Below are 19,966 nucleotides of genomic sequence, written 5' to 3' on the forward strand. Positions count from 1 at the left end.
CCCACGAACAGGAACGGTTTTTGAGGTCAGGAGCTTCCAGATGCGTGTAAAACTGCAAAAGTCGCTTGGTTTTCGCAGGAAAAATATCGACAGGTGCGGAAGGGAGCAGGTGAAGAGAGGATTTGTCTCGCGCGTGCGACGCACTTAACACATGGTAGAAAAGGGGAGCGGGGAGTCAAGGCGTAAAAAAAGCCCTAAAATCAGGGCTGAAATATCTTGTTGAAAAGTATTGAAAAAATCAAGACTCTTCAGAAATTCGAATATTTACGACATCCGGTAGTGAAGCGACGGCGCTATTTTTTGGGGGTCAGTTTTTGTGCTTTAGAAATACGGTAGCAGGGTTTACCCATTTTGTCCTGTTGTGAACCATCAATGTGACCGTCGATCAGGACGACATCTCCGTTTCGGAAACGGTTTAATTCTCCCTGCTCGATGAGCACGATGTTGCCACCGAATCTGTCTGATTTATTGGGCGTGGCGTTGTAGGTAATATTCCATCGTTTTTCCTGCTCGTCGAATTCAACAATGCCTCTCAGCCAGCGGTAGTTTTGTTTGTCATAATTGAAAGGAGAAGGCGATTTACCAGCAGACGTCTGCTGATTGGAATCAGCGGGAAATTCAAACGAAGCTGATTGAAATTTTGCAGGTGTCATGAACGGATCTGATTTGACGAGTTGCGGTCCAGAGGCACGAGATTGATGATTGGCGTGGCTGACTTTGCCTGGTGCGGAGTTCATCTGCGAACTGCTGTTTGGACGGAAGGTGTCATTGTCTCCTGGGGAACCGTTGGTCGGAGGCTGGAACTCCTGGCTACTGTCGTTGGGGTTGGAGTTAAATTGGTCATTGGGGTTGGCGTCAAAGGTGTCTTGAGGCATTGGATTGGCTTCGAATTTATTCGGGTTAGCACCAAATACATCATCGTCAGAGGGAGCTGACATTTTACTGTTATTGGGGTCAAACTTATTGCCGCCACTTTCAAAGCTTTGCTGTTCAACTTGAGGCACGCTGAAGCCTTCGTTGTCATTTTGCTGGAATTCATCTTTTGGCTGCTGGAGCTGGTTGGGCTGGTTACTTTGGAACTGGTCGTCGCTGCCAGGGCCAAACTGGTCGTTCATTGGTGACGCGTTGCCGCCGAGAGGCTGCGGTGATTGATTGCTATTGAACTGATCATTCGCATTTCCAGGGAAGGAATTACTGGTGTTATTGGACGGGGGGGGCGTGGTGTTTTGCTCAAACTCATTCCCGAATGAATTCGAATTGGGATTGATCTTGTTCGGGTCCTGGTAGCTGGGAACGGCCTGGCTGCCTGTGGGGTTCTGATTTAGACCACTGCCGGGTGTTGCATTCCTGCCTGACGCAGTCGGATTGGAATCAAAGGGCGCGTTACTCGGACCGGGGGAGCTATTGAGGGGTTGTTGCCATTGGGAATCGACGCCATCGTAGTTGGTATTATTTGTTGTATTGTTAGGAAACTGATCGCTATAAGCCTGAGAGCCTGTTGGAGGGAGTGATCCCTGAGGCGGCGGTACGGGCTGTCCCAGATTGGGTTGGACTGGATAACTTCCAGGTGGAATGCTACCAGGTGCCATTTCGTAAGGACCGTTGGGTGCTCCGTACGGGCTGGGATACGTTCCTCCATAGGGATACTGATGGTGGGAATAGCATCCAGACACAGCGCAGCTCAGCAGAGCGCACCAGCAAATATTAAATAGAAATCGCATCGACATGATTGGGTCCTTAATGTTCCAAGTGATTTCCCAAAAGAGACTGGTGATCTACAAAGAGGGAAAAATCTATGGACGGGTGTGCCTGCTGGAACGAAGAATTCGGGCGTTTTTGCATCACATACAGCGGGGATTGATGTGAATGGTCTCTGCGGGGAGACGAGTACAAAAACAAACTTGTATCCAGTAAGCGAGCGGGATTTTAGAGAATCTTGAATATGTGTCTATACCGAATCGGGGATTCTGTCTGCTCGGCAGAAAAACTTGGCAAGAAATTTTGGAAGTGCAGATACTTTGCGTTTCGTTTTTGTAATCTTTACAATAAATGGCCGTGTTTTCTCGTATAAAAGTGTTTCCATCAAAGAACTCTCATGTCTTCGCCCCCATTGATTCTGCCTACAATCCAAAACTGGAACTGTCATAACTGTGCCGGTTGTTGTAAACAGCATGAGATTGAAATCACGGTGGAAGAAAAGGAGCGAATCGAGAAACAGCGTTGGGAGGAGGACGAATCGATTCCTGCGGGGCAGCCTGTGCTTGTGAAGATGGGGCTGTCGCCGACCAGCAAGCGATATCGGTTAGCGCACCAGTCGGACGGTTCCTGTATCTTTCTGAATGAACAGGGACTCTGCCGGATCCATGCCAAGTTTGGTGAACCAGCGAAACCACTGGCTTGCCAGGTCTATCCTTATGCCTTTCATCCGGCGGGTAATGAGATTGCGGTGAGCTTACGGTTCAGCTGTCCGTCGGTGGTTTCCAATCTGGGAAAGCGGGTTGATCAGCAAGCTGGTGAGATCCGGAAAATTGTCGATCAGGTACTCCCCAAACGCTATAAGGCGCCGCCTGCTCCTGGGCTAACATCGAAAGAAACACTGGGTTGGCCTGATACGTTGAAAGTTGTCGGGGCTCTGGATCAGTTTTTTGAAGCGAAGGATACCCGGTTTCTGGTCAAACTATTGCGATCGATTGCCTGGGTGGAATTAGTTGAGCAATCCCGCTTTGAAACGATTCGTGGACAACGTCTGGATGAATTTCTGGAGTTGATCAGTCAGGCGACAGAACAGGAAATTCCCGGCGATCTGGAATTGAGCCGTACCGCTCCCAGTCGTCTGGGGGGGATTCAGTTTCGTTTACTGGCGGCACAGTATGCGAGGAAAGATACCTTTGCTGCCTCTTCCCGCGGTTTGACCAGACGTTTTTCGCTGCTGATGTCAGCTCTAAAATTTACGTTTACTCAAGGTGAAATTCCTCGATTGCAGGACCGATTTAAATCGGTCTCATTTTCGGTATTGGAAGAATCATTTGGTGAACTCCCGCCGGAGTGTGAAAAGCTGTTTGCACGGTATTATCGGGTAAAAATTCAGGGACTGCATTTTTTCGGAGCCGCTTATTATGAGATTCCTTTTGTCGAAGGTTTTTATCATCTGGCTCTGATGTTCCCGGCAATCATGTGGATCGCGCGCTGGATTGCCGCGGGTGAGGGGCGTTCGACGCTATTACCAGAGGATGTGAATGAGGCGATGAGTATTGCCGATCATCATCACGGATATTCGCCTGTATTTGGATTGCCTCATTTTCGCAGCCGCGTGAGGAATTTGTCTCGTTCACAAGATATCAAAAAGCTCATCAGCTGGTATGGTCAATAGCGGCAGTGAGAGGTGACCGGCTTCAAGATTATTGGCAGATTTGAACGCCTTTCCAGAACGCAATGCGATTCGTCAGTTGCTGGTATTCTCGTTCAGGCTCGGGGTAATACCAGGCGGCATCGCGGTTCACTTTTTCTTCAACGACGACATCGAAGAAAAGTGCTTTTCCCTTGCGGGGGCAGATCGAAGTCGATGAGCTTTTTTTCAGAAAGAGATGATTAACCGACTCCATCGGGAAATAAACGTCTCCATCGACCGTGACGGTCTCATCTGAATTAACCAGTATCGCCTCGTTCCAAATTGCTTTGGGCACACCGCACTCCTCATCGCTAAGTTGTATTAATAGAACTTATAAATGAAATGAGAATGGATATTTATCGAGGTTGCCCACAGACATACTAGCCAAGTTTGGATCGAAAACCATGAAAATATTCAAAAAATAAGGTAGCTATTTTGAAAAAGATTTTTTCGGTTTGAATCATGCAGATGATTTGAAATCATTGGCTGGACGAGGGGACTGTTTATGGTGTCTGATGGTGCTCTTCAGGCATTTGTCGGGGACTGTAAGAAATAATCCCGAGTTCCCACTGTTTTCTTTTGAACATGTTTTTTGAGTTCAAAGTATGAATGCAGGTTGCATCTTTTCGCTGGTAGGAGATCAGACCTCCATCTTCGAGTTCCACGACGTGTATCAACTCGTCTGGATGTGCCGATGGATATTGTTTAATTTGGACCTCCTCTGAATCAATCAGCGCTTCGACTGACAATGATTTTTCAGAGGGGCTAAGCGTAAATCGCCCTTTGGTATTGGGAATTTGTTCCCATTTGAATCGTTTGAGCAAGTCTTCAATTTTCATGGAACCGTACTTGGCAGCTGAGCTGAATCAGAAGTAATCAAAGTAATGTTTTTTTGTCTGCCTTGAGTCTATAAGTTTTTCAGTGAAAATGAAAGCATCTGATTTGGAGGAGAGTGAGTAAACTGTGTGCGCATAAAAAAATGATGTTTCCCTGAAAGAGAGACATCATTTTTAATCTTAATACCTGCTTAGTTCAATTTCTCAAATTTGAAGGAGTTCTAGAAGCTCAATTTGTTTTGTGAAGTCTGTCCGAGGGAACAGTTCCCTCGGACTTGACGTTCACGCTAATTGAAGCTGCCCTTCGGACCTGATAGGCCAATCCCATAGTGCCGGGACTGCAGAATTCCTCAAATCTGATTAGTTGCAGCAAGACTTAGGTGATGGTGCACAGCAAGTCTTAGGAGCTGGTGCACAGCAACTTCGTGGTGCTGGAGCACAGCAGCGAGACTTCTTAACTTTGCAGCAACGAACCTTTACTTTGCAGCAACGGTCTTTGCAACGATTGAACATCTTACCACAACGGTCTTTGCAACCTCTCATGAAGGAACCTTTGAACAGTTTGCGGTGACCGCAACCTGAGTCACAGGTGTTGCAAGAATTGTTGCAGCAGGTCTTAGGAGCAGGAGCACAGCAAGTCTTAGGAGCTGGTGCACAGCAAGTCTTGGGTGCAGGAGCACAGCAAGCCTTTGGTGCAGGAGCACAGCACTTAGGAGCAGGTGCACAGCAAGTTTTAGGAGCTGGGGCACAGCATGTTGCTTTAGGAGCACAACATCCTTTACCGAGGAAGCTTGCAGCTTCAACAGAGGCACCAGCACAACAAACAACCGCTAAAGCGGCAACGTAACTTAACAATTTCATTTGGGCAATCTCCAAGGATTCGCTTCGTGGACGGTCGTGAGGTACTCAGTCAGGGTTAAAATCAGATGAGGTTTTCTGATCAACCTGTGAGTCCAAATCCTCACGTAATTAAAAAAGGTAAACCTGACTATTTTTTTCGACCAGATTGGCCAGAAAGTCCTCGAATAAACGTGAAATTGTTGCTGCTTGTCGCAAAGTGGGTCCTGAAACGTCACTTGTATCGATTATGACGTCCTCAGTTTTGCTTTGGTGGCAAGTCTTAATCCTCAGATTATTGATAAGCAGAGATATTGGTGCTTTTATGTATATTTCGTATTGTTGAGAATTCGGTTTTCTCTTTCGAAGCTGGGAATCGAAAAAAAACTCTGAGGAGTGATTTCAGGGCCCTTGTATGAGTTGTATTCAAGCCGGGCATGTATACGATTGAGATAGGTTAAGACAAATCAATGTCGTCTCAGGCCTTGTGGTGTGGTCGTATGTTTAATGGGATTGGGCTTTTATGAGAAAGGTGTTTGTTCTGGAAGAGCGGACACACATCGTATCTGAGCTTCAATGGCAGTTTGAAGGGGAAGCGGATTGGCAGATTCGCAGTTTTTCTACTGAGAGCATTCTATTTCAGCATGCTCTTCGAGAAACTGCAGAAGAACTGATCGTGATCATTGATCTGGGAATCGGTAAGCCTGTCAGTTTGCAGTTTTTACAAAGGTGCCTGGGCGCAAACGTTTCTTTTTCCGTAATGGTTTTCTCGGAAGAACCCTTATTCAATCTGGAGTGGGCCTTAAGAGAGCTTGGTGTGTTTCATCTACAGATAGGCTGTTTCGAGCCAGAGCGGATCGCGAGGATCTGCCGCTGGCATTTGGCTCAACCGCATGCAGACGGTTGCTTCAATTACAGGCAAGCAAAAATAGCTGATTGATACTATCTAAGTGGGAGTTTTTTTTCCGACCCAATCCGAGACAACGTTAAGAAATCTGCTGAGACACGAATCAATTTTGTAGTTATTGGAAAGCATTAAAGGCTGATGGCAAATTCTGAAATCAATGAAACAAACTTAAAGGGCTGTCTTAAAGAGCTCATCGATCCTGTCTTTAAAAAGCCGTTGTCTTCATCGGGCTTATTAAAGGCGGCGACGGTTGGAGAGACGGGAGCGGTTTCCGTTCAAATCGAATTACCCGTTCCCTCGTATCCTCTGCAGTCCGAATTATCAGAGTTGATAGAGAATGCTATCCGATCTCAGTTTTCCGATTGTGAAGATCTGCAGATTGAATATTCGACCAAAATCAAGGGAAAGAACTCAGGTGGTCGGCTGGGATTGAATGTAAAAAACGTAATCGCCGTGGGTGCTGGAAAAGGGGGCGTTGGCAAAAGTACGGTCGCCGCAAGTCTGGCATATGCCCTTAAAGAATTTGGTGCACGCGTCGGATTGGTCGACGCAGACGTCTACGGGCCAAGCATCCCGCATCTGGTGGGAACCAGTGAAAAACCGGTAGCCCAGGAGTTTCAGGGGAAGGATGGCCAGACTCTCACACGTATCGTGCCGGTGGATGCGGATGGATTAAAAGTGATGTCGATGGCGTTTTTTGTCGAGCCTGAGCAAGCCGTCATCTGGCGTGGGCCGATGCTACATAAAGCAATCTCTCAGTTTCTCCAAGATACCGAATGGGGAGAGCTCGATTATCTGGTGATTGATATGCCCCCGGGAACAGGCGATGTTTCGTTAACCTTATCGCAAATGCTTGATCTGGCCGGTGCTGTCGTGGTCTGTTCTCCTCAACAGGTGGCGTTACTAGATGCTGTCAAAGCGGTGCAGATGTTTCGCCAGGTAAAAATTCCCGTTCTGGGAATTGTGGAAAATATGTCTGGTGAGATCTTCGGCCGCGGTGGCGCGCAGGCGAAGGGCAAAGAAATGCAGATCCCGTTTCTTGGTGAAATTCCGATGAACGCGGAAATTCGGGAAAAATCCGATGAGGGAAAAATCTCTCAGTTAGTGACAGAGGATTGCGAATCGCAGACACATCTGCTGAAGGTGGCAGAGAACACGGCGATTGAAATTGCCCGTACTCTGCTGGAAAATCCGACCAGACCACCCTTGGAAATTCTCTAATGGAATTGAACCAGAATTCAATAACAGATAATACGACTGAGAAAATGATAAGCATTGAAGAGCTGATAGAGGAATTTGAGTTTCTAGAAGATTGGGAAGAACGCTGTGACTTTCTGATCGATCTAGGATTCGAATTACCGCCTATGCCTGAGGCTGACAAGACGGAAGCGAATCGCGTGCATGGTTGTCAGAGCATGGTCTGGCTCACAACGGAATTAAAGCAGGTCGAAGATCAGAGAGTACTTGAGATCCATGCGGACAGCGATGCCTTAATCGTGAAGGGCTTAATCGCGGTGTTGCTTGCCATTTATAATAATCAAACTCCGGAAGAAGTCCTGGCGATTGATGTCAAACAACATTTTTCTCAATTGCAGCTCGATAAGTATCTTAGCTCGCAGAGAAAAAATGGATTGTTTGGAATGGTCGAGCGCGTTCAGCAGGAAGCAAAATTATTAGCTGAGCAACAATAATCGGCGGCTTTGTTGCACTATGAGAGAAGTCGTAGGTGAACTAGTCGGGTTAATTCGACGTGTTGACTTCGGCGGGCACTTTCAGATTTTGAAACTGAAACTGAATGGGGGCAGACGTAATCAGTGTGGGAGCCAGGTAGGTAAATTGGTAGTCAGTCTGCTTTTGAGGCAGGTCGGTGAACCGGTAGAGCACACCGATTTTTCCAGCGCTTTCCAGCGTTGTTTGCGATGAGCCGTTCAACCAATATTTCTTGCCTTGCGGGCTCTGCAGATAGGCCCGGTTGTGATAGATCCAGGTGCGGTGGGATTCGAATGCGGGGCCGCCGTAGTCATAGCTCAGAGCAATGCGTACATTCAGGTTCTGTGTGGATGCAAGCTTGATTGTCTCTGCTTCCAGTAATTCGACGGATACATTGCCGCGTCTTCGAACAGCTCCTTGAGAATTCGATAATTGATCAAAGGTAATGGGGAGTGTTTCGGCGGCTAATTCCATTTTCAGATCTCCCTGAATCTGAATTGATTCGAGGGGTTGCCTGTTGTCCATCATCCATTGCATGGTGAATTTTAAATCCTTGCCTCCTTCACCCAATGGGAGTTCGTATTTCGCATCTGGATTGAACGGAGGCAGAGTCAGGCTTCGATCCGATTTTGCCCGAATTTCACTGGCAAAATAACTCAGGAAAAGCGGTCTTAACCTCGGCTCAGCCTGAATTTGAAACGTGGCCCGCAGTAATTCACGCCCTGCGTTTCCGATGAGTGCGCGTCTTTCAATGCCTGCAACCTCAATTCGAAATGGCCCGTCATAGTAGATCTGTCTTTCCTGTTTTGACTGGAGCGGTGGTGTCTCTGTTGCAGGTTGAAGCTGTAAGTAGCCGTTGCTCCCATTAATCTGATATGCCAGTGGCAGTTTATGGGTTAAGTCGTCGATGGCTGGCCAGAAGGTAGTCTTTACAAAATCGATCTGAATTTCGTTGTTTAAAATCTTTTCCGGTAGTTTACTGGAATCGAGTTGATTTCCGGTCTGTTTTGAAATGGCGTTGAGAATTTGTTCGAGTGAATGTTTGCCTGTCAGCGTGATGCGAGATGCTTTGAGCGAGTCGCTGGCGGCCTGTTGCTCAATTTTCACTCGCACACGTTTGAGGGCTTCGCGGGCGGAATTGCTGGAAACGAGTTCGGGAGGGGGGAGTAACGATAAAACCGGTTTTCCCAATGCGGCTAACTGGAGTTCAGCTTGTTGGCGAACGAGCCGCTGGTTTGAATCGAGTTTTTGGATGAGCTTTGAAATCTGCTGTTTGATTTGCTCCTGCTCAGTTACTTTTTGTTCGAGCAGAACGGTATTCGCGCTGACTGTTGTGAAAGCACAAAATAGACCGAGTGCAACAATTACTAGCTGAAACCAGACACGTGACACAGTGATTCTTTCCAATCCTATTCTAAAGCTACGATAGCCGTTTCTCGTCGAGATTCCACCACAATACAATTGTAACCAGTTAGAGTATGGGAATCACCGGGAGAATTTGAGAATACAATTGTTGTGATGATTATAACCGCTACGTCCCCTTTGATTCATCCGTCTTAAATCACTGATTTGCCACAGACTTTGTTTTCTGGAGCCGGATCCCAGATTGGGGATTACACTTAATATAGAGAAAAATGATTGAAACAGAACCTGCAACCTGATTAGAAACTCATGTGATGTTATCCCGTTTTCGTACTATTCTGACTGGCGTTCTATTGGTCGGTCTCTGTTTGATAATGGAGACGCCGGCCTCCGCGAAGCCTCCTTCTCTGATTGAGATGAAAACCAAAAATGAGGTTTTTGTCGGCAAGTCAATCGCGCATAACGATGATATCAGCTGGATGATCGATCAGACCGGCAGACTGTCAGAGGTGCCTCTGAAAAAAGTCACAGCCTACCGCCGGGTGGCATCGGAATTTCAGCGTCTGCCACTCAGCAAAATGAAGAAACAGTTACAGGAAGAGTTCGGCCCGGTTTTTGAAGTGATCGCGACCAGGCACTATCTGATATGTGCGCCGCGCGGTAAGGCAAAAGCATATGGGGGCGTATTTGAAGATCTGTACGATTCCTTCTCGCATTATTTTTCGTTACGGGGATATCAGGTTAAGTCTCCTGAATTTCTAATGGTCACGGTTATTTTTCCTGACCGTGATCAATTTTTCGCGTACTGTAAAAAAGATGGCGTGCGTGCCAGTGATGGCCTGCTTGGATATTATCACCCACATACAAATCGGACTGCTTTGTTCGATCAGCGCACTGCGACCTCTTCTGTTGAACTAGATCAGAATCAGGCTGAAAATGAAATCGCATTTTCGCGATTATCAACCACGGGCAAAAATTTGACCGAAGCGTTACGAGATACAATGATTCATGAAGCGACCCACCAGGTTGCCTTTAATACCGGCTTGCATTCGCGTGTTGGGGAGAATCCTCGCTGGGTTGTTGAAGGTCTGGCGACGACATTCGAGTCGGATGAATTGCGTGCTCATACAGGGGGACGTTCCAAGTCGGCCTCGCGGATTAATCGAACGCGACTCTTGTGGTTTACTCATTATGCTCAGAAACGTCGTGGAAAAGAGTCGTTGCAATCATTTATTCGAGATGACCGACTGTTTCATTCTTCAACCTTAGACGCTTATGCCGAGGCGTGGGCGCTGACGTTTTATCTGGTGGAAACACAACCGGCACGCTATGCCCGTTATCTGAAAAAAATTTCAGAGCGCGATCCGCTCAAAGAATACTCGGCTGGTGACCGTGAGCAGGATTTTAGGACCGCCTTCAAAACGAATCTTCGGACGATGGAAGTGAACTATTTGAACTTCATGAACCAGTTAACGCAGGAACTGGTTCAGCAGAATTAAGCAGCCCGACTGAGCGTTTCATCTTCCATGGCAGCCATAACCAGCGCGCCGCGAGTGATGGTGAAATGTTCGTCTTCCTTCAGCATGACCTGACCGGTATCAAAACGAATCTTTCGGCTGGAGAGACTCTGTGCCAGCAATTCGTCGAATCCATCAATGTGTGACAGTTCGCCCATATAGACCACCGGAAGTGTTTCCAATGTTTCGATATAATTCTGCATCGAATCCATTTTGGAAGCGAATTCGTCTAACAGACTATCGAATAGCGATTCGTACCAGTTAGTCAGCAGAGAATGATTCGAGAGGTAGGGGCTAAGGTTGATCTCCGGGTTCAGACGTTTGGTTCTGGCTTTCGCAGAATCGGGAACGGTTTCCCCTTCTGAATCAGTTGTAAAGAATTTGAAAGCATAAGCCAGTTGTTCGTCCAGCCATTCACTACCATAAGGGGCAGCATGCCTTACAACCACGCGAGACTGGTGAATCAGCCCAATTTCTGAATGCGAATGGCCAAGGTAAACGATATATCCTGAATAGTGTAAACTGGCGGGAAGAGCAGCTAATCCGGCAGACTGTGTAATGGTCGTTGCAAAGGGAGTGAAGCCTTGCAGGGTGATCAACTGTGAGACGAGTTTACTGAGTGGCCCTGCCGGATCCGTTCCCGGTGTGATAAACGAACAATATTCGCCTGTTCTCCGCGCTTTGGGAAGGACGGACTGAATCAGCGTTGAAAGTAACTGCCGATGCACGGGATCATTTAATCCCAGTTCCCCTTTAGTAAAAAGCGGGTAGAGTGGTGAATGTGAAAAGCGGGCAATTTGCCCAGCGTTTTCTCCTGGAATGATTAGTGTTCCCTCGGAGAAGAGAAACGGGACCGCGATTTTTTGCAGCAGTTGACGGTTCTCGTGTGTATCATCCAGTACTGTATACGCAGTCTCAATGGAGCGGCGTGTTAACTTGTGGTTGGAGTCGTTTTGTAAAACTCTCAGGCAGGTTGAGCTAATATATAATGAGCTACTCATTTTGGCATCACTCCCTGCATTGCCTGCAGAACTCGATCCAGGATACCGGAATTCTGATTTGCTTCCGCCGCGACCGACTGTTTCTGGTTCGACGTGGAGGCGTTCTTCGTTTTTGTGGGAGTCATTTTTTCTTCAGCCGGTTGTGTTGTTCCCGGATGAGACCGATCGAAGCGAAACGCAGGTGCTTTCAATTTTTTTTCCGTCTGGGGTGGCTCTGAAGCCACTGGGGCTGAATTTGTGGTTCTCTGCTTTTCAGAAGCCAGCGGCCCAGGATCGATTTGCTTCGTAAAGTGAGGCCCCTTGAGGGTTTCTTTTTGATCGACCCGCGCAGATCTGGTTTGGTGACGTCCATAAATAAATGTTTGCGTCGGAATTTGTGGCGTCTCTTCGATGACAGGGATATCATTCTCCAGGAGTTGTTCCAGAAGTGATTTATTCGGCAGTGGTGGTAAGGAATCCCAGTTAGTAATAATCGTTGCCGGTTCTGTCTCAGAATTATTTGTTGAAACGGTGTGGGGGTTTGTGTGACTGGTTGTACTACTCCGGCCTGCGCGTCTTTGGAGATATTTCCAGACCCCGCCAGCAATGACTGCCAGTAGTAAATAAGTGACCCATTGTGGCCAGGATGAATTTTCCGTCTCTTCGAATTCCTCGAATTTGGGTAGATCATCATCACTTAGAACCTGAACGGAATCCACAGGAGGCGCGGGGGCTACGGTCAGGTTCAGGTCGGGAACCGTTGAAGAATTAGAGTTCTGTTGTTTGTCTGTTGGATCGACCGATTTCCCTGCGTTTTCTTCAGCCTGGGGACTATTTGGCTTGGGTACCAGAGTTAAGCTGGCGGCTGTCTGCTGCAGAACGGGGCCGTTAAGCTGGAGTGTTCCTTTTTTCGTTTTCAGCGGAGTCGATTCTAACGTTTGCGGAATGTCTTCCGGGTGTGTGACCCCGTGCTGAATTTGTGGTTCTACTTCTGTGGTAGAGTTGGTTTGTCGAAAGGGAGCTTTTTCGAGTGAGACCGACGCTGGTTGTCTTAATTCATTTGGTGATTCCTGAAACGGAGAGTGTGCTGCCTGCAAGCGTCGTGGGCTCGGCAGGTTATGGGGAATCATTGTGAGGTCAATGCCACTGGAAGGTCCCAGGACAAGCACGGTTCCTGATGCGAATTTCGAAGTCAGTTTTCTGGTTTTGAAATCCGCGTTGTTATGAATTCGTTTGGGGGGAATGACTGTGATTGCTTGTGCAATTTGTGGATACTGTTCGAGGGGTTGTCTCAGGCAGCGTAGAATTCCGGCCAGATCGGCAATTTCTGCTGGAACGCCGAACACAACCGGACGGTCGACTAAATTGAGGATCGCAATCTGGATCAGTTGTGGAGACTTTTGTTGTTGAGTTCCCCGGCTTCCATTCCAGTTTTGCTCAGATGAGACATTAATGTCATTCGCCGACGATTCTAATCCAATCAACACGTCGCCATGCATCAGAGGGAAATCAGTGTTGGGAGAATAGAATAGATCCTGGCTGATGCGTCCGCCTCGAATGATGCGGATGATTCCTGACGCATTTGGAGTCATGCCCCCTGTTTGGGCTATCACCTTGTTCAAATCAAGATTCTGACTGGAGATTTCATAGGTGGCACAGTGGTGGAATTCACCTAGCAGTCCGATGACGGCAGTCTGGCGTTGCTGGTTTTGAGGGGCCCCGATCTCCCGATAGATCGTTTGCGCAGTGGCAGCATTGAATGATCCTGCCAAAAGGAGCATTACCAAGAACCTGAGATAAACCAAGCGCCAGCAGAACATCCGGCCTTCCTTATGACAATAAGACAGTAAAAGGAGAGGATCGAGAGGAAACCGTACAATCATTAAAATCGGCACAATCCGAGTATCAGCATCACCCAAAGTAGTGGAATTCATAGAAAAGTCAGGAATCAGCGGGCCTACGATAAACAGTAGTAAGTGTTTATATGTCAGAGAGTTGAAGTCATTCACAACTAGAGGAGGGAACAGTGTGCTATCTTAAAATGCGATTAAATTCGTGTGGGGTATTTGTTCCAACTATTTTGTGATGTTGCTAGGATAAATAGAGCTTGCGAGCTGCGATTGGGGTCTCTGGACGATGGTTACGTTTCTCGTGATCCATGTAATCTCTTAAGTTGTGTAAGAGTTTCTCATTTGATGAAACAGGATTTATTTGTGAACGTAACTAGTTTAACCGTCGAGAATTATTTGAAGGCGATCTTACAAATCAGCCTGCAGTCTGATTCGGAATGGATCAGTACCGGCGAACTCGCCAAATACATGAAAGTGGCGCCGGGTACCGTGACCAGCATGCTTAAAACCCTGAAGCAATCCAAGCTGGTGGAGTATCGTCCGTATGAAGGAGCCTGCCTGACTGAGAGTGGCAAGCAGTCTGCGATTCGGGTATTGAGACGACACCGGTTGATTGAACTGTTTCTGTTTCAAACGTTAAAACTGACCTGGGATCAGATTCATGCGGAAGCAGAAAATATGGAACATGCGGTAAGTGATTTTCTCGTCGATCACATTGATGAGTATCTGGGGTTTCCGGAGACCGATCCACATGGAGATCCGATTCCTTCGGTCGATGGGCAGATGCGTCGCGCTTATCCAAACCTGACGACATTGGCTGAATGCCAACCCGAGACGCACGTTCAAATTGTCCAGGTGACCGATCAGGAAACCGAATTTCTACGATTTCTTTCCCGGTCGGGTTTAAAAATCGGTTCGGAAGGTACGGTCAAAGAAAAAAATGTCGAAGCGGGAATCGTCGTTTCTGAATGGAACGGACATGTGATCTCGATGGGAATTCATGTCGCCGAGAATGTAAAAGTGGTCCCGTTCTAGAAACCTGACATCCTACCGAACTTCGTGAAATATAAGCTAATGGAACCTGGGTGAGCTTCAAGGTTCGCCGTGCTGAAGAAAGAGAAAAAATTGAGTCATCTTACTTATGAAAATCCGTTGATTAGTCGTTACGCATCACAAGAGATGAGCCAGATTTGGTCGGCTCAGAAAAAACATTCCACCTGGCGCCGATTATGGGTTGCGCTGGCAGAATCGCAGCATGAGATGGGCCTGCCTGTAACAGCTGCACAGGTGGAGTCTCTGAGAGCTGCCGTTGATGATATTGATTTTGATTTGGCTGCGAAGGCTGAAAAAGATCTAAGACATGATGTGATGGCACACGTGCATACATATGGAGAACGTTGTCCTGATGCCAAAGCGATCATTCACCTGGGAGCCACCAGTTGTTTTGTCACCGATAACAGCGAACTGGTGATGATTCGTGAAAGTCTGGAACGTGTTCGAACGAGACTGGTTTCTGTGATTGATCATCTTGCGAAGTTTGCGAACGAGTATCGCGATTTACCCTGTCTGGGATTCACACACCTTCAGCCGGCTCAACCGACGACTGTCGGAAAACGAGCGACGCTCTGGTGCTATGATCTGATTCTGGATCTGGAAGAAATTGAGTATCGGCTGGAAAAACTCCGTTTTCGCGGTGTCAAAGGAACGACGGGAACTCAGGCGACCTTTCTGCAACTGTTTCAAGGCGATCATGCGAAAGTTGATGAGCTGGACCGACGTGTGACAGAGAAAATGGGTTTCACAGATCGTTATGCCGTCACGGGGCAGACCTATTCGCGCAAGGTGGATGCGCAGGTTTTATCGGCGTTAAGTGGCATTGGTCAGTCGGCTCATAAAGCGGGAAATGATATTCGGATTCTGCAAAGCCGCAAGGAACTGGAAGAGCCGTTTGAGAAAAATCAAATCGGTTCCTCGGCAATGGCCTATAAACGGAATCCCATGCGGTCCGAACGGATGTGTTCGCTGGCCCGGTTTGCGATCAGCTTGACCGCGAATGCAGAAGATACCGCGGCGACGCAATGGATGGAACGGACGCTGGACGACAGTGCCAACAGGCGTCTGTCGCTGCCACAATCATTTCTGGCCATTGATGCCGTTTTGATTTTGTATCGTAATATCGTGGATGGCATGGTGGTTTATCCCAAGGTGATTGAGAAACATCTAAACGAAGAACTGCCCTTCATGGCGACCGAGGAATTTCTGATGGCCGGCGTCGAAGCGGGCGGCGATCGTCAGGATTTACACGAACAGATTCGCGTACATAGCCAGGCTGCCGGTGCAGAAGTAAAGGTGCGTGGCGGGAAAAACGATTTGATCGAACGTCTGCAGAAAGATCCAGCCTTTGCCGGCTGTGATTTAACCAGCGCTCTGGATGCTCGGAAATATATTGGTCGCGCTCCGGAACAGGTCGATGCGTTTATCGCGGAGATCATCGATCCCGTCAGACAGCGTTATCAGAGTGACCTGGCACAAGGGGCAGAAGATTTGAAGGTTTAAACGCAGCTTGAATCTGGCGACTGTTACGTTCCCCAAAAAGGAAGCGCCCCGATGATCAAGACCATCGGGGCGCTTTTCAGGGACTCTATAGTGCCATGCTACGTAAGAATGTCTTTTATGACGTGTGCTTCTTCGACCCCTGTGAGTTTGGTGTCCAGGCCTTGGAATTCCACACTGAATTGTTGATGATTGATTCCGAGCAGATGTAATATTGTTGCATGCAGATCACGGACGTTTACGATGTCTTCTACGGAATTATAGCCCAACTCGTCGGTTGCACCATGGGTAATTCCACTTTTTATCCCTCCCCCGGCCATCCACAGGGAAAAACCTTTAATGTGGTGATCGCGGCCCGCGCCCCCTTTACCCTGGAACATCGGAGTCCTGCCGAATTCCCCTCCCCAAATCACGAGGGTTTCATCTAACATGCCTCGCTGTTTGAGATCATTGATGAGAGCCCAGGTTGGTTTGTCGGTTAAGCCACAACAGGTTTTCATATGGCGAACCAGATCGCCGTGATGATCCCAGCCACGGTGATAAAGATGAATAAAACGAGAACCACGCTCGGCCAGGCGTCTGGCCAGCAGGCAATTGGTGGCGTAAGTTCCCGATCCCGGTTCAGCGCCATACATTTCCAATGTCTGTTTCGATTCGCCGGACAAGTCCATGAGTTCCGGGACAGAGGTCTGCATCTTGAATGCCATTTCGTAAGCGGCGATGCGGGTTTCAATTTCGGGATTCGCCACACGCTGATTACGGAAGCGATCGAGTGTCTGAACGGTATCGATTAATTCTTTCTGCTGCCGGGCACTGACGCCAGCCGGGTTTTTTAAATAGTTCACCGGGTCACCGGTCGAGTTGAATTGGACTCCCTGATAGCGACTCGGCAGGAAGCCGGTGCCCCATTGACGCGAAGCAATCGGTTGAGGGTTCCGCCCTCCGACACTGGTGAGTACGACGAAGCCCGGCAGCTCTTCTGTTTCGCTTCCCAGTCCATAGGTGATCCAGGAGCCCATCGAGGGCCGTCCGCTGATGGCGGTTCCGGTGTTGAGAAACGTGTGCGCGGGATCGTGGTTGATCTGTTCGGTGACCATTGAACGAATGATGCAGATGTCGTCTGCAATTTTTGCCGTCCAGGGCAAGAAGTCGCTGACCTCCTGCCCGCTCTTACCGTACTTGCGGAATTTGGTTAACGGTCCCTGGCATTTCAGTTCTTTTCCTTGCAGCTGGGCAATCGGTTGGCCTTTGGTGTAGCTTACGGGAAATGGTTTTCCATCCATCGCTGCCAGCTTGGGTTTATAGTCAAATGTCTCAAGATGTGTGGGCCCTCCGGCCATACAGAGAAAAATCACCCGCTTTGCTTTTGGTGCGAAATGCGGTAAGCCCGGGAGTCCGCCGACCAGCGACTGTTTTGACGGTGATTTGGCTGAAGCGGTGGTTTCACCGGATAACAGCGAGCTGAGTGCAGCCGCCCCCAGTCCAACGCCGGAATTTGCCAGGAATGTGCGACGGTTCAAGCTGTTTTGAATGTGGTCCCCGATTCTCATTGCATTTAGTTCCTTGTTACCACTTCATTCAAATTTAATAACGCGCGTGTGATTTCCGTCCAGGACGCAAGTTCTCTGGCGTTTAGTTCCGGGTTCGTTTTGGCCAATCCGGATTTCGTCAGTTCAACGGCGGCTTTAGGTTTTGACCGATATTCACTGCGATTGGTATTTAATAAATTCATCAGCACTTCGGTTTCCCTGTTTTCAGGAGTCCGCGAGGTTGCTTTCGAAAAGGCATAGCGAATTTTTTCTGCATCGGAATCGCCGCCATTCTGCAAAACGTTTTCGGCGAATTTGCGGGAGGCTTCCACAAAGGTCGGATCGTTGAGTAGAGTCATGGCGGCAATCGGTGTATTGGATCGGGGACGCTGCGCCGTACATTCTTCACGGCTGGGAGCGTCGAAGGCTTTCAACATGGGATGGAGAAATTGCCGTTGCCAATGCACATACAGGCCACGACGCCATTGTCGTTCATCCGTATGCGCGACGTATTTCCGTGTTGGGAAATTCAAGTGCCGATAGTAACCGGCTGGCTGATAAGGCTTCACACTGGGGCCGCCAATATCGGTCACTAATAAACCGCTGACGGCCAGCGCGTTATCGCGGATCATTTCGGCCGGTAAGCGAAAGCGGGCCTGTCGATTCAGGAGCTGATTGAATGGATCCTGTTTTCGCTGTTCCGTCGTTTCGAGAGAAGACTGACGATAAGCGCGGCTCATGACCATGAATTTGACAGTCTGTTTAACGTCCCATTGCTCTTTGTAGAAATTTAGTGCCAATTGGTCGAGGAGTTCGGGAGAGTGAGGTGGTCCCCCCTGCCCTCCAAAATCATCTAAGACGGGAGCAATTCCGCGGCCGAAGAAAAGATACCAGAAGCGATTGGCCATCACGCGCGCTAACATTAAACCATATCCATCTTCGTCTGATAACCAGTTTGCCAGATCAAGGCGAGTCAAGCGGCTGTTACTCGTTTTCAATGTTCCCAGAAAATTCGGAATAGCGGGTTGAACGACGGGGCCGGTTTCATCAAGCCAGTTGCCGCGAGGGAGAACCCGAATTTCGCGGGGCTTGATGGAGACTGTAATCATGGTTTTTCGCGCACTTTTATCGATGGCGGCTCGGTTCTTTTTCAGTTGATCCAGTTTTTGTTCGAGTTGTTTTTGTTCTTGCTTCTGCTTTGTTGCTTTTAATGCCAGTTGGGTCGTTTTGATGTTTGCTTCGATTTCGGAGATCTGTTGTTTCTCCTGTGCGGTATAAATAAAGATTTCTGGTTCTCGGATGGTGGGGAGGCGGTTCGAACCTCGCGTAAAATGTTTTGCTTCATCAATGTCGGCAAAAAATGAAACGAGCGAATAAAAGTCTTTGATGGTATAGGGATCATACTTATGGTCGTGGCACTGGCAGCAGCCCATCGTGGCACCCATCCAGACGCCGGAAAAATTCCGAATGCGGTCAGCTGCATAGATCGCCAGATATTCCTTGGGTTGCACACCTCCTTCATGAGAAGTTTGCAGTACGCGGTTATAACCAGTGGCGATTTTCTGCTGTAGCGTGGGATGGGGGAGTAAGTCTCCTGCCAACTGTTCGCGAGTGAATTGGTCGAAGGGAATGTTCTCGTTAAATGCGCGGATCACATAGTCCCGATAGGGGGAGATGCTATGGTCCTGATCGCCGTGATAACCGACTGTATCTGCGAAGCGGACCAGATCCAGCCAGTAAATGGCCATCCGCTCGCCGTAATGGGGAGATGCCAATAAGCGGTCCACGAGTTTTTCGTACGCGTCTGAGCTTTGATCGTTAACAAACTGATCGACCTCCTGCGGAGTGGGGGGGAGACCGGTCAGATCAAAACTGAGGCGACGGATTAAGGTGACTTTATCTGCTTCCTCAGCGGGTTGCAGGTTCTGTTCTTCCAGACGCGAGAGAATGAAGCGATCAATCCAGTTCACAGGCCAGTTTTGATCTTCGACTTCAGGGATCGGCGTTGTCTGTGGTCGTTGATAGGCCCAGTGTTTGGCCCAGGGGGCGCCGTCTGTGATCCATTGTTTGATTAATTGAATTTCAGAGGGCTTCAGTGATTTTCCAGAGTCAGCGGGTGGCATTACCAAGTCGGCGTCGGTGCTGGTGATGCGTTCGAATAACTGACTTTGATCTGGCTTGCCGGGATGAATGGTTGATGAATCTTCCATCGTTGATTTCAACCCGGTTTCGATATCCAGGCGCAGATCTGCCTCGCGGTGAGTGGAATCGGGGCCGTGACAGTGAAAGCAGTTTCGGGAAAGAATCGGGCGAATGTCACGATTGAAACTGACTTTGTTCTGTGCAAAACTGGCCTGAATGGGGAATATGAAACAGACAATCAGTCCGATCCAGAGATGTCTTAGCATGATTCGGTACATGGAAGTTCGCCCTCAATCGGGGACGCGAGAGAAGTACCGGGGGAAATTTCAACAGAACCCGGAGTTCCTGGTACATC

At 48.4% G+C, this 19,966-nt stretch carries 16 protein-coding genes; 8 read left to right on the forward strand and 8 right to left on the reverse strand.

Translation table 11 applies throughout. The features are described from left to right. Positions 1-293: 293 nt before the first annotated feature. The gene (locus AAC022_RS12520; protein ID WP_339731359.1) at positions 294-1,727 is read right to left on the reverse strand and encodes a hypothetical protein; all 1,434 of its coding nucleotides are present in this window, start codon (positions 1,725-1,727) and stop codon (positions 294-296) included. Positions 1,728-2,095: 368 nt separating this feature from the next. Between AAC022_RS12520 and AAC022_RS12525 the strand changes: the two genes are divergently transcribed. After that, entirely contained in the window at positions 2,096-3,370 is a 1,275-nt protein-coding gene (locus AAC022_RS12525) for a YkgJ family cysteine cluster protein (RefSeq protein ID WP_339731361.1), read from the forward strand. Between the two features lie 28 nt (positions 3,371-3,398). Here AAC022_RS12525 and AAC022_RS12530 read toward each other — a convergent pair whose 3' ends face one another. Continuing rightward, positions 3,399-3,683 carry a DUF427 domain-containing protein gene (locus AAC022_RS12530; protein ID WP_339731363.1) on the reverse strand — a complete coding sequence of 95 codons (285 nt, stop codon included), beginning with the start codon at positions 3,681-3,683 and terminating at the stop codon, positions 3,399-3,401. A 208-nt stretch (positions 3,684-3,891) separates the two neighbouring features. Further along, the gene (locus AAC022_RS12535; protein ID WP_339731365.1) at positions 3,892-4,227 is read right to left on the reverse strand and encodes a hypothetical protein; all 336 of its coding nucleotides are present in this window, start codon (positions 4,225-4,227) and stop codon (positions 3,892-3,894) included. 586 nt (positions 4,228-4,813) lie between these two features. Between AAC022_RS12535 and AAC022_RS12540 the strand changes: the two genes are divergently transcribed. From AAC022_RS12540 to AAC022_RS12555, 4 genes are all read left to right on the forward strand, one after another. After that, the gene (locus tag AAC022_RS12540) at positions 4,814-5,071 is read left to right on the forward strand and encodes a hypothetical protein (RefSeq protein ID WP_339731367.1); all 258 of its coding nucleotides are present in this window, start codon (positions 4,814-4,816) and stop codon (positions 5,069-5,071) included. A gap of 513 nt (positions 5,072-5,584) precedes the next feature. Continuing rightward, positions 5,585-6,001 (forward strand): hypothetical protein, encoded by a 417-nt coding sequence (locus AAC022_RS12545; RefSeq protein ID WP_339731369.1) that lies wholly within the window; start codon positions 5,585-5,587, stop codon positions 5,999-6,001. A 105-nt stretch (positions 6,002-6,106) separates the two neighbouring features. Next, on the forward strand, positions 6,107-7,189 hold the full coding sequence (locus AAC022_RS12550; protein ID WP_339731371.1) for an Mrp/NBP35 family ATP-binding protein: 1,083 nt from the start codon (positions 6,107-6,109) through the stop codon (positions 7,187-7,189). Between the two features lie 44 nt (positions 7,190-7,233). Then, on the forward strand, positions 7,234-7,659 hold the full coding sequence (locus AAC022_RS12555; protein ID WP_339731373.1) for a SufE family protein: 426 nt from the start codon (positions 7,234-7,236) through the stop codon (positions 7,657-7,659). 49 nt (positions 7,660-7,708) lie between these two features. Here the strand turns inward: AAC022_RS12555 and AAC022_RS12560 are convergent, their stop codons facing one another. After that, positions 7,709-9,070: a hypothetical protein gene (locus AAC022_RS12560; RefSeq protein WP_339731375.1), complete on the reverse strand. Its 1,362-nt coding sequence runs from the start codon at positions 9,068-9,070 to the stop codon at positions 7,709-7,711. A gap of 284 nt (positions 9,071-9,354) precedes the next feature. Here AAC022_RS12560 and AAC022_RS12565 point away from each other — a divergent pair, with 284 nt between their 5' ends. After that, positions 9,355-10,539, forward strand: a complete 1,185-nt coding sequence (locus AAC022_RS12565) for a DUF1570 domain-containing protein (RefSeq protein WP_339731377.1) — start codon at positions 9,355-9,357, stop codon at positions 10,537-10,539. Here the strand turns inward: AAC022_RS12565 and AAC022_RS12570 are convergent. Together AAC022_RS12570 and AAC022_RS12575 are read right to left on the reverse strand one after the other, a co-directional pair. Then, positions 10,536-11,558, reverse strand: a complete 1,023-nt coding sequence (locus AAC022_RS12570; RefSeq protein ID WP_339731379.1) for a hypothetical protein — start codon at positions 11,556-11,558, stop codon at positions 10,536-10,538. The genes AAC022_RS12565 and AAC022_RS12570 overlap by 4 nt on opposite strands. Continuing rightward, entirely contained in the window at positions 11,555-13,318 is a 1,764-nt protein-coding gene (locus AAC022_RS12575; protein WP_339731381.1) for a hypothetical protein, read from the reverse strand. Before AAC022_RS12575 ends, AAC022_RS12570 begins: the two co-directional genes overlap by 4 nt. A gap of 432 nt (positions 13,319-13,750) precedes the next feature. On the opposite strand from AAC022_RS12575, the gene AAC022_RS12580 reads away from it, so the two are divergent. Both AAC022_RS12580 and purB read left to right on the forward strand, forming a co-directional pair. Beyond that, positions 13,751-14,422 (forward strand): metal-dependent transcriptional regulator, encoded by a 672-nt coding sequence (locus AAC022_RS12580; RefSeq protein WP_339731383.1) that lies wholly within the window; start codon positions 13,751-13,753, stop codon positions 14,420-14,422. A 90-nt stretch (positions 14,423-14,512) separates the two neighbouring features. Further along, positions 14,513-15,943, forward strand: coding sequence for an adenylosuccinate lyase (purB, locus tag AAC022_RS12585; protein WP_339731385.1), 1,431 nt, complete (start codon positions 14,513-14,515; stop codon positions 15,941-15,943). Between the two features lie 98 nt (positions 15,944-16,041). Here the strand turns inward: purB and AAC022_RS12590 are convergent, their stop codons facing one another. Together AAC022_RS12590 and AAC022_RS12595 are read right to left on the reverse strand one after the other, a co-directional pair. Then, a complete protein-coding gene (locus AAC022_RS12590; protein ID WP_339731387.1) occupies positions 16,042-17,490 on the reverse strand; it encodes a DUF1501 domain-containing protein in 1,449 nt (482 codons plus the stop codon). Between the two features lie 5 nt (positions 17,491-17,495). Then, complete coding sequence (locus AAC022_RS12595; protein WP_339731389.1) at positions 17,496-19,889, reverse strand: PSD1 and planctomycete cytochrome C domain-containing protein; 2,394 nt, start codon at positions 19,887-19,889, stop codon at positions 17,496-17,498. Positions 19,890-19,966 lie beyond the last annotated feature (77 nt).

Source organism: uncultured Gimesia sp., assembly GCF_963976445.1.
Classification (GTDB): domain Bacteria; phylum Planctomycetota; class Planctomycetia; order Planctomycetales; family Planctomycetaceae; genus Gimesia.